At 32.3% G+C, this 9,240-nt stretch carries 8 protein-coding genes, 3 rRNA genes and 1 pseudogene; 9 read left to right on the top strand and 3 right to left on the bottom strand.

The features are described 5' to 3' along the window. The 3 genes from KPL37_RS18425 to rrf (KPL37_RS18415) all read left to right on the top strand — a co-directional run. Positions 1 to 106: ribosomal RNA gene (locus tag KPL37_RS18425) — 23S ribosomal RNA — on the top strand; the annotation flags it as partial. A 59-nt stretch (positions 107 to 165) separates the two neighbouring features. Then, positions 166 to 282: ribosomal RNA gene (gene rrf, locus KPL37_RS18420) — 5S ribosomal RNA — on the top strand. An 85-nt stretch (positions 283 to 367) separates the two neighbouring features. Beyond that, positions 368 to 482 (top strand): 5S ribosomal RNA (gene rrf, locus KPL37_RS18415). Between the two features lie 587 nt (positions 483 to 1,069). Here rrf (KPL37_RS18415) and KPL37_RS18410 read toward each other — a convergent pair. From KPL37_RS18410 to KPL37_RS18400, 3 genes are read right to left on the bottom strand one after another with little or no spacing between them, the layout of a single operon-like run. Beyond that, positions 1,070 to 2,110: a tyrosine-type recombinase/integrase gene (locus tag KPL37_RS18410; RefSeq protein WP_216151538.1), complete on the bottom strand. Its 1,041-nt coding sequence runs from the start codon at positions 2,108 to 2,110 to the stop codon at positions 1,070 to 1,072. Beyond that, positions 2,107 to 3,072: a tyrosine-type recombinase/integrase gene (locus KPL37_RS18405; protein ID WP_216151537.1), complete on the bottom strand. Its 966-nt coding sequence runs from the start codon at positions 3,070 to 3,072 to the stop codon at positions 2,107 to 2,109. The genes KPL37_RS18410 and KPL37_RS18405 overlap by 4 nt, the downstream gene beginning before the upstream one ends. Next, positions 3,072 to 4,310: a tyrosine-type recombinase/integrase gene (locus KPL37_RS18400; RefSeq protein WP_216151536.1), complete on the bottom strand. Its 1,239-nt coding sequence runs from the start codon at positions 4,308 to 4,310 to the stop codon at positions 3,072 to 3,074. The genes KPL37_RS18405 and KPL37_RS18400 overlap by 1 nt, the downstream gene beginning before the upstream one ends. Positions 4,311 to 4,946: 636 nt before the next feature. Between KPL37_RS18400 and KPL37_RS18395 the strand changes: the two genes are divergently transcribed. The 6 genes and pseudogenes from KPL37_RS18395 (at position 4,947) to KPL37_RS18370 (ending at position 8,581) form a co-directional block, all read left to right on the top strand. Further along, positions 4,947 to 5,135 (top strand): hypothetical protein, encoded by a 189-nt coding sequence (locus tag KPL37_RS18395; protein ID WP_216151535.1) that lies wholly within the window; start codon positions 4,947 to 4,949, stop codon positions 5,133 to 5,135. 356 nt (positions 5,136 to 5,491) lie between these two features. Then, positions 5,492 to 5,674 (top strand): hypothetical protein, encoded by a 183-nt coding sequence (locus KPL37_RS18390; RefSeq protein WP_216151534.1) that lies wholly within the window; start codon positions 5,492 to 5,494, stop codon positions 5,672 to 5,674. Positions 5,675 to 5,680: 6 nt separating this feature from the next. Continuing rightward, positions 5,681 to 5,896: a hypothetical protein gene (locus KPL37_RS18385; protein WP_216151533.1), complete on the top strand. Its 216-nt coding sequence runs from the start codon at positions 5,681 to 5,683 to the stop codon at positions 5,894 to 5,896. Between the two features lie 140 nt (positions 5,897 to 6,036). After that, a pseudogene (locus KPL37_RS20450) lies at positions 6,037 to 6,417 on the top strand (oxygen-binding di-iron domain-containing protein); the annotation flags it as partial. A gap of 277 nt (positions 6,418 to 6,694) precedes the next feature. Then, positions 6,695 to 7,939, top strand: coding sequence for a HAMP domain-containing sensor histidine kinase (locus KPL37_RS18375; protein ID WP_216151532.1), 1,245 nt, complete (start codon positions 6,695 to 6,697; stop codon positions 7,937 to 7,939). A gap of 96 nt (positions 7,940 to 8,035) precedes the next feature. Continuing rightward, positions 8,036 to 8,581, top strand: a complete 546-nt coding sequence (locus KPL37_RS18370; protein ID WP_216151531.1) for a DUF6448 family protein — start codon at positions 8,036 to 8,038, stop codon at positions 8,579 to 8,581. Positions 8,582 to 9,240: the final 659 nt, after the last annotated feature.

The raw sequence follows: 9,240 nt of genomic DNA, 5'->3' as shown, positions 1-9,240 counted from the left end.
GCGGTGTAAGTAAGACTCCTGGAAGACCACCAGGTTGATAGGTTAGAGGTGTAAGCATGGTAACATGTTCAGCTGACTAATACTAATAAGTCGAGGGCTTGACCAAGATAATAATAAGATAATGCGAATTCACTGTGCAATTTTCAGAGAATATTTATATTCTCATCTGGTGATTATGGCCTGAAGGTAACACCCGTTCCCATACCGAACACGAAGGTTAAGCTTCAATGCGCCGATGGTACTGCAGGGGTAACCTTGTGGAAGAGTAGGTTGTCGCCAGGTTATAAAAAACACTAAGTTTACTTAGTGTTTTTATTTTGCCCAAAATTAAATGAAGCTCAATTTTCAGAGAATATTTATATTCTCATCTGGTGATTATGGCTTGAAGGTAACACTTGTTCCCATACCGGACATGTCGGTTAAGATTCAATGTAACCAGGTGCTACAGGGGGAACCTTGTGGAAGAGTAGGTGTCGTCAGGTTATAAAAAACCACTAAGTTTAACTTAGTGGTTTTATTCTGCGGTAATATAATATAGTAGGAATAATTATTGGCTCCTTTGGAGAATATTAATGGTGTATTTTAATCTGAGGATAAAATAAATTTTTGTAGATATAATAATATTGAAAATTGTCATAGTTATAAAGAAGATATTGAAAAAAACAGATGATGAAAATATAAAAAATACTCATCAATGGTAAGTAAATTTTTGATTTTATCTTTGTTAACATCAATATAATATTTTTAAGAATTCTTGACCTGTTAAAACTCTCTAAAACAGGCTCAGAAAATACATAAACTATACAATAAGAATTGATTAGTAAAAAAGGTATGCTACAGCTGTAGCATACCTTTTTAATTGTGCGCTCGGCATGGGCGCAATATAATGGGTGAAAGTCCTTAGCACGGGTTAATAGTGCCAAGTGCATAGGTTAAGACAAGGGTGTCCACCGTGAGGTGGAATATGAATTATCCGAGTAATACGATTATCCAAGTAATGTTTAGATATGATTGCCAACAGGAAACTTCAATAAAAACTACTCGGATAATCATATACTTCCATTTGAAATTACTTCATTTTCATAACTTTTTCCAAGAACAGAAGTGTTAATTTGATTGAGGAATCTATTCCATCATCATTTACTACTGTTTCATTTAGAAAGTCTCGATTACGTAAATACTTATTGACTAAATCTTCACTTACTGTTGCATAAATCATGGTTGTTTCAATTGATGAGTGGCCCAAAAAATTCTTTATTACTGGTAATGGAATTCCTGATTCTAACATATGAACAGCGATGGAATGACGAAAACTATGTGGTGAATAGTGTCTTTCAAGAAAAAGATATGGCCACTCAATATTTGCTTTTGAAACATACTTTTTAACAATACTTTCAACACATGAGATTGTCATATGTTCATGTGTTTGGCTTGAGAATACATGATGGCTTCGTTGCATTTCAGTATCTAGCTTATTACGTTTTAGGTGATTTTTAAGAGGCTTAGCACAGTTATCCGGTATTGTAATTGTGCGTGCTTTATGCCCCTTTCCAATTAAACGTAAAGATGTTTTGCTGTCAAAACGGATATCATTTACTGTTAGATCGCATAATTTCTGACCTCGCGCACCACTCGCATACAGTACACTTAGCAGCACTCTATCGCGTTTTTCAATGTCTGTTATTGTATCTGGCATCTTTAGTAAAATCGAAACTTCTTCAAGTTTGAAATAAGAGGGATATTTCTTAGGCTTTTTCTTCTGAGGAATGTTTAATACTGTCGTATTAAATATAAGTGCAGACGAAAAATTCTTGTTTAGAGCATATTTTGAAAACGACGATATAGCGGCAAGGCGTTGATTTCTTGTTGATGCACTGCAGTTTCGTTTTGTTTCCAACCATGCTAGAAACTCTTCTATCGTTTCACCCTCTAAATCATGAAAATATACCCTCTCGGGAGACAAGTTTTTATGGGAATAAATATATTCAAATAGCAGTTGAAATGCATATTGATATGAACGGATAGTATTAATACTTAATCCCTTTGTTATTGGTAAATATACATCAAAGTATCTCGATAAGGTCTGTAATAAGTCTGATGTCTTTTTCATTCCTCAGTTACATCCGGAAATACATTGACCGTATATTGGCTAATACGTTTGTGTGCATATGGATACAGTTCATAACTGAATTTAAGATATTTATCTGTTTCAGTAATATTTTCATGTCCAAGATATGTGGACAAGAAAGGTACCGAATCATCCAAAGTACATCCATCTATTTCCGCCTTTGCGAAAGAACTAAATGTAAAAGTATGCCGTAGGCAGTGCAAACATGGTCCTCGATCATGCTTATCGGATCTTTCATATACAATTGCGGCCTGCTCAAGTATGATTCTAAACCATCGTTCGGCCCAACTAATACTGTAATGATTATTGTAATAATTAAAAAACACAAAACTATATTCATTATGAACAAGACACAACATACGTTGGCAGTATTTGCGACATATTATAGTTAAAGATTTACTCATTGGTACAAGACGTTGCCTGTTTCGTTTGGCTTGCCTGATTATTAGTATCCCATCATCAAGATTAATATCTTTCATCTGTAGGGAAAGAGCTTCATTAAGCCGTAGGCCACATCCGTATAACATTCTAACAAGTAGAGGAAATTCAATAGGCGTATTTGAACAGGTGTTACCACATGATAGATTATCACATGCATCAATGATACGTAACCATTCTTTTTCCGAAAAAATATATGGAACATAGTCTGATGAAGCACGTGGAATCTCAGGTATAAATGCTGTGTAGCCTAATGAACTAAGATACTTAGCAAAATCTCTGATGACTAACACTTTTCTCTTTTTAGTGGATGATTTGCACGTAAAAGTTTTGCACCATGAAATCAAAGTTTCTTCAGATAATTCTTTTTCTAAACTATTGAATTGATGTAAGAAGGTATCTAAATTTAGTAGAATATATTTAGCATGCTTAATATATTTCCCAGCTGAAGCACGGATCTGAAGATATTTATTAAACTCTTCTGAAAGAGCACTCTTGAATAGCATTATTTAATCCTTCCAGTTCTATCTAGATATCGAGCGAAGCCTCCGGCCGGTTCAGGGACTTCCAATGCATACACACGTAAATGTTCAATATCTATTTTGGCATAATACTTTGTAGAATTAGGGTCTTCATGCCCTAAGATTTTTTGGACGACACTGTATGGAACATTTTCTGTAATCATAGAACTAGCAAAACTTGAACGAAGTGAATGAGGACCATGTTTTTTTGAAGTGGTATCAACGCTAGATAAATTAAAATATTTATTAGTAATGGACCATATGGCTGATCTTGATAGTGGCAGAAATGGTGCAAAATTACGTAAAAATATGTATCGGTTTCCATTTAAAGCTTTTCTTTCTAACAGATAGCTATTTAATGCTATTTTGATTTGAGGTAAAAGAGGTAAAATCTGCAATGTACCAGTCTTTATTTGAACTATTTCAATAGTATCGGTATCATAATGAATATTTTTAAATGAAAGATTACAGATATCAGAAGCACGTAGCCCTAAACGTGATGCAATCATCAGAATTGCATAATCTCTTTTACCAATCAGAGTTGATTGATTTACGGCATTAAGAAGACATTCTATTTCTTCATTAGTATATACTGTAGGCAATATTTGGGGCGTTGCATATTTTGGAACAAGAGTAGAATAGTTTTTATCTAATATATGTTGACTGAAAAGATAATTCAAAAAAAACGGAATTTTTTCACAAAAGCCTTCTTTGGATAAAGTTGAAATGAATGCATCATAAATATGAATGGGCTGCAATTCACCTATAGATCTAAGCCCTTGTGATTCAAGCGAACAAAGAAACTGAGTACAGTATACCCGTCGTACATTTATAGTTGATTCTCTGTTTCCATGCTTTTGCATAAATGACAAATAATCATCTAGATGGGAACTTAAAACAACAGAATATATCAACTCTTTCGAAGAATGCATACGAACATATGGTTTTTCATCTAAGATATCATTTAAACGATTAATGACTGTCTTTACATGATTGTACCAACTTGATGACGGATTATTCTGTTGCCACCACTTTTGAAGAAAATGCGAACAAATCTCTTTTGTATAGTTATTTTCATCGTTAGATTGCATATATCGAGTAATTTTGTTTAAAACACTCTTATAGCACGCTAATGTTGATTGACTATAATTCTGCGAATGTAACTGCGTGAGCAATTTACTCATTAACTCTGATAAATTAATTTTTGGATTTTGATTTTTCATTATAATTCCTTTCGTAAAATAAGATTGATCTCTAATAATAAGATCATCTTTATATAGTTTCGCCTGGCATAATAGTATTATACGATAGAATTATTATAGAAAGATTATCCGAGCTATTTTTTTCTAATGCGTTTGATTAGAGCGCATTTTGAATTTTATTAGAATAATTGTTTAACTCGGATAATTTAGATTATCTGAGTAGTGGGATAATCTGAAGGAAGTCTTCGGTCAAACTCAGGTCTGACGAACAGAAACTACATAAAAGTCATATGATTGTGGGTAAGTTTGCAATACAAAACGAAGCCCAAAACTATTCGAAATAGGCGATGTAAATGTAGCAGATAGATGGAGTGAAAGATTGTGTTCTTACCAGGGGAGATCTGATAGATAAGTTGTGGATATGAATTTAGAGACAACAAACCATACATTGATGTATGACTGAGATATCAGAAGTCAGCGGATGTCATAGTACCATGCGCAGCACGTTAGCGTGGGAAGGACTGAATAATAGGAGGTTTTGAAATTTTGAAAGATACGAAGAAATATGATGAAAGCAGACAACTTCATAAAGAAGGATTTCTACGAGAGAATAGAGTGGAACTTTAAAGGTAACGTAAAGTGCATAGTATCTCTACTATGTCTGAAGAAGGAAGAAATGATGTGAATAGATACGGTAATGATTTACTTGAGCAAGTATTGTCTAGAGATACTATCAATAAAGCATATAAAAGAGTAAAGGCCAATAAAGGCAGTCATGGAATTGATGGGTTGATAGTAGATGAACTTCTAGATTACCTAAAAGAACATGGACAAGAATTAAGGTGATGTAATCAAAAGTTATGGTATTGAGCGTTAAGGAAAAGGCAGAGTTATTAAATTTGTCAAGTATGTACTAAAGAGATGAACGAGCATGTGAAGCAGTTACGAAAATGTCGAAAGCGTAGAAATTTCACCAAAACCAGAGGGTAGTCGTTAATTTGGGATAAGTCTAAAGAAAACCTGATTACTGTCTAGGCGGTGAACGGCATAAAGGTGGCATGAATTTAGTACAGGCATTTGTACGGAATGTGAGAACTACGGCTTGATGTTAAGAGAGTATATCAAGCAGAAGAACTGTGAGAAAAGAGTATCAATGAAAGCATAGGGGTAGATTGAGTCGTAGTAGTTAAGAAACTTCTGTAATGGAAATAAAAGCAGTTGCAAATCCAAAGAAAAGTGGAGGAACTAGATTACTAGGGATACCAACTGTTGAGGATCGAATTGCACAAATGCTACTTAAACTGTACTTTAAACAAGAAGTAGAGCTCACTATTGCAGACAGTAAAAGTATTCTTAAGACACTTGATGAATGGTTAAGGCGATGAATTAGAATGTATTTTTGGAAACAATGGAAAAAGATTAAAACAAAATATGGCAACCTTGTTAAGGTAGGTATGAACAATAATAAAGCTTGGCAATATGCAAACACAAGGAAAAGCTATTGGAGAACATCCAATAGCTCTATATTAAACAAAATATTGACCAATAAATACCTTGAAAATATAGGATTTGTTTCTATATCTGAAACATATTTATTAAAATATTAATTTCTATTGAACCGCAGTGTACCGAACGGTATGCACGGTGGTGTGAGAGGTCGCTAAATAAACTAATTATTTAGCTCCTACTCGATTAAATCATATTTCTATAACTTAAATAAATATAGAATTGAGGCATAGGAAAGCAAAGACATGTTCTAGTTGTAGATGATGGGGATACTCTTGATATAGGAGGCAAGACCCTTAAATTCATAGAAATATTTTATCTACATATTCAGGAGGCTATGATAACTTATTGCATAGATGATAAAACTTTATTCACTTGAGATATCTTTAGTACATATGTAGCAAACTAGGAGTATTTTAATGATATGGCAAAAGAAGATATTAATGATGATTATATTGGCTATTATAAGTTGATAATGCACCCAGATAGAAGATATATTCAGAATATGATTGAAAAAATAAGAGATTTAGATATAAAGATGATAGCACCATCTCATGGACTTATTTTTAGAGATAATGTTCAAAGGTTTATAGATATTTATGAAAATATGAGTAAAAGAACAGAGACAGGTAATATTAATTCGTTCCCTCAATAATAATTAAAGTAAGTAACATAGGTTACCGTTAGGAACCTATATTTTAGTTACGCTTCTTAGTATTGTAATAGCAAGCCTATTTTTCTACATATTTTTTAGTCAATACTATTTTAGAGTAAAAGAAAAGCAAATTCTTACTCAAGGCAAAGAACTGTCTAATGTACTAAGTTCTTATATTAAAAATAAGGACTTAGGTAAAGTAAATGAACTAGTAGATACCTTTAATAAGGTTAATATTAGCAATATGTGGATATTAAATAAGAACGGTACAATTATCAGCGGATCTCATGAGTTAACCCATGCTGACAATATATGTCCAAGCGTTAATCAAGTGAAAAGAGCTCTTAAAGGAGAAATTGTTTATAACAAGGGAATAATAAAATATGTGGATGAACCTGTTCTTTCAGTGGCATTGCCAATATATGTGGGAGATAAGGTTGAAGGGGCTATTTTTGTTTGTAATCCACTGTCTAATATTATTAATAGTATTATGGAAGCTTTTAAGATTGTTATTTTTGCTGGAGTTATTGCCATTTTTATTTCGGTTTTTGTAAGTTATTTTATATCAATGTCCATAGTAAAACCAATAAAAGAAATAACTTCAATTTCTTTAGAAATGTCTAAAGGTAATTTTTCTAAAAAAGCTAAAGTATATTCTCAAGATGAAATTGGCAATTTAGCAGAGACATTTAATTATATGATGATAACTCTAGATAAGACAATGAAAGATTTAGAAGATGAGAAAAATAAAATGATTAAGATTGAAAAGATGCAGAGGCAATTTGTTGCTAATGCCTCTCATGAGCTTCGTACACCATTAACTTCAGTGCGAGGATATTTAGAAGCTATCCTTGATGGTGTAACAAATAACAAGGAGCAAGAAAGAAAACATCTTAGGATTATATTAAAGGAAACGCTTAGAATGCATAGATTGGTAAATGGACTTTTAGATTTATCACGAATTGAATCTGGTCAAATTAAGATTAATGAAAAGGATTTAAATATTTTAGAAATTATACATAGAAATGTTATGAAATTGAGGCCACTAATTGAGGATCAGGAGATACAAGTATTAGTAGATGTGCCGACGGATCTACCGAAAGTCTTAGGGGATGAGGATTTGATAGATCAGGTAATCATTAATTATATTACAAATGCAGTTCGTTTTACGTCAAGTGGAGGAAGAATAGCAGTAAAAGCGGAACAATATAAAAACCAAGTTTATGTACATGTTATTGATACGGGGGTAGGCATTTCTTCAGTAGAAATTGCTAAGATATGGGGTAGATTTTACAAAATAAATGAAACAAGACAATTATCGAAGGAGGGTTCCGGGCTTGAACTCTCGCTCGTAAAGAAGATTATGGGGATTTTAGGTGGGAGAGCTTGGGCAGAAAGTGAAGTAGGTGAAGGCTCTATTTTTAGTTTTAGCTTAATAATTAGTGAGAAAGGCATTGGACAGAAAAGTTCACAAATAGTTCCTAAGTAGTTTAAGAATATTTCCTAAAATATAAATAGGCTCAACTAAACATTGAAGGAAAACTTTAAGTTGAGTAATAAATTACATTTTAGGAGGTATTTTTATATGAAAAAAATCAAGAAATCAAAAACTTTTGGAACACTTTTAATGGCTTTAACTATTGTTATAGCACTACCTACAATTGCCAGTGCTCATTGTGACACGATGGATGGTCCAACTGTGGCAGATGGTAAAAAAGCAATGAAAAATAATAATGTAAACTATGTGTTAAAATGGGCTAAACCTGAATATGAAAAGGAAATATCACAAATGTTTGTTCAAACTATGAAAGTCAAAGAACTAAGTCCTGAAGCTAAGGTGCTTTTTGAAAAGTATTTCTTAGAAAATCTAGTTAGGATTCACAGAGCAGGAGAGGGCGCAGCTTTCACAGGTTTAAAACCTTCTGGAACTGCTATAGATGAAAAAGTATTGGCTGCAGACAAGAGTATTAAAGCTGGAAATTTATCTTCTTTAGAAAAATTGATTGAAAAAGATAAGGTGCCTGAACTAAAAGAACGGTTTAAAAAAGCGATGACTTTAAAGAATTTTGATGTAAATAATGTTGAGGCTGGAAGTTTTTTTTATGTGTTCTTAACAACGTCAATAAAGTAGCTAGTAAAATTTTAAGAATTGCATCTGAAAATATAATAACCTAGATAGAAAAGTCAAGTATCGTTATACACTGATTTATAGCTTGTTTAAGAAATTGGGCAATTTTGGTTGTTATAATTATTTATAGCTAATTGCAAAACTATATAATAGTTTTAGGTAAAAAACGAATAAATATAGATGTAATATTTAGTTGTGATGAATTTAAATTCAACAAAAGGGGGGGATTTATGTATATATATGATTGTAAAGAAATAATTTAATGAGGTGGGGAATTGTAGATAAGTATGCGTTCCTAATACTTAGCCATGTGTATCAGAATGCGAAAAAATGAATTATATAGACATATATGTAGTAATATAAAGATAATCAATCTAGAGCACTTAGGTGCATAATTCATGATCTTTTTTTTATGATAGAATATTCTTTGTCGTCACATACGAGTGGCACATGAAACTAACCGTTAATTACAATTTAATAATATTTTAATGAAAATTTATTTAAAGAAGTAGTTGACAAAACAAAAAAAACCTAGTATTATAGTAGAAGTTGTCACATGATGACAAAGCAAATTGGTCTTTGAAAATTAAACAGAGAAATAGGTAAAGAAATGAAATAATATTTTATTTTAACCAGTCAATTACTTTAGTAAAAGTAATATT

The organism is Clostridium frigoris, assembly GCF_018861865.1.
Classification (GTDB): Bacteria; Bacillota; Clostridia; order Clostridiales; family Clostridiaceae; genus Clostridium_AD; species Clostridium_AD frigoris.
The sequence above is the reverse complement of the archived record's forward strand: the minus strand, read 5'-3'. Positions and strand labels throughout refer to the sequence as shown.

What these genes read in the sequence shown, in the direction of transcription:
- KPL37_RS18390 (WP_216151534.1), top strand. Translation starts at nt 5,492, where the DNA reads ATGGAAATAAAAGCAGTTGCAAATCCAAAGAAAAGTGGAGGAACTAGA.
- KPL37_RS18395 (WP_216151535.1), top strand. Translation starts at nt 4,947, where the DNA reads ATGTCTGAAGAAGGAAGAAATGATGTGAATAGATACGGTAATGATTTA.
- KPL37_RS18405 (WP_216151537.1), bottom strand. Translation starts at nt 3,072, where the DNA reads ATGCTATTCAAGAGTGCTCTTTCAGAAGAGTTTAATAAATATCTTCAG.
- KPL37_RS18400 (WP_216151536.1), bottom strand. Translation starts at nt 4,310, where the DNA reads ATGAAAAATCAAAATCCAAAAATTAATTTATCAGAGTTAATGAGTAAA.
- KPL37_RS18410 (WP_216151538.1), bottom strand. Translation starts at nt 2,110, where the DNA reads ATGAAAAAGACATCAGACTTATTACAGACCTTATCGAGATACTTTGAT.
- KPL37_RS18370 (WP_216151531.1), top strand. Translation starts at nt 8,036, where the DNA reads ATGAAAAAAATCAAGAAATCAAAAACTTTTGGAACACTTTTAATGGCT.
- KPL37_RS18375 (WP_216151532.1), top strand. Translation starts at nt 6,695, where the DNA reads ATGTGGATATTAAATAAGAACGGTACAATTATCAGCGGATCTCATGAG.
- KPL37_RS18385 (WP_216151533.1), top strand. Translation starts at nt 5,681, where the DNA reads ATGTATTTTTGGAAACAATGGAAAAAGATTAAAACAAAATATGGCAAC.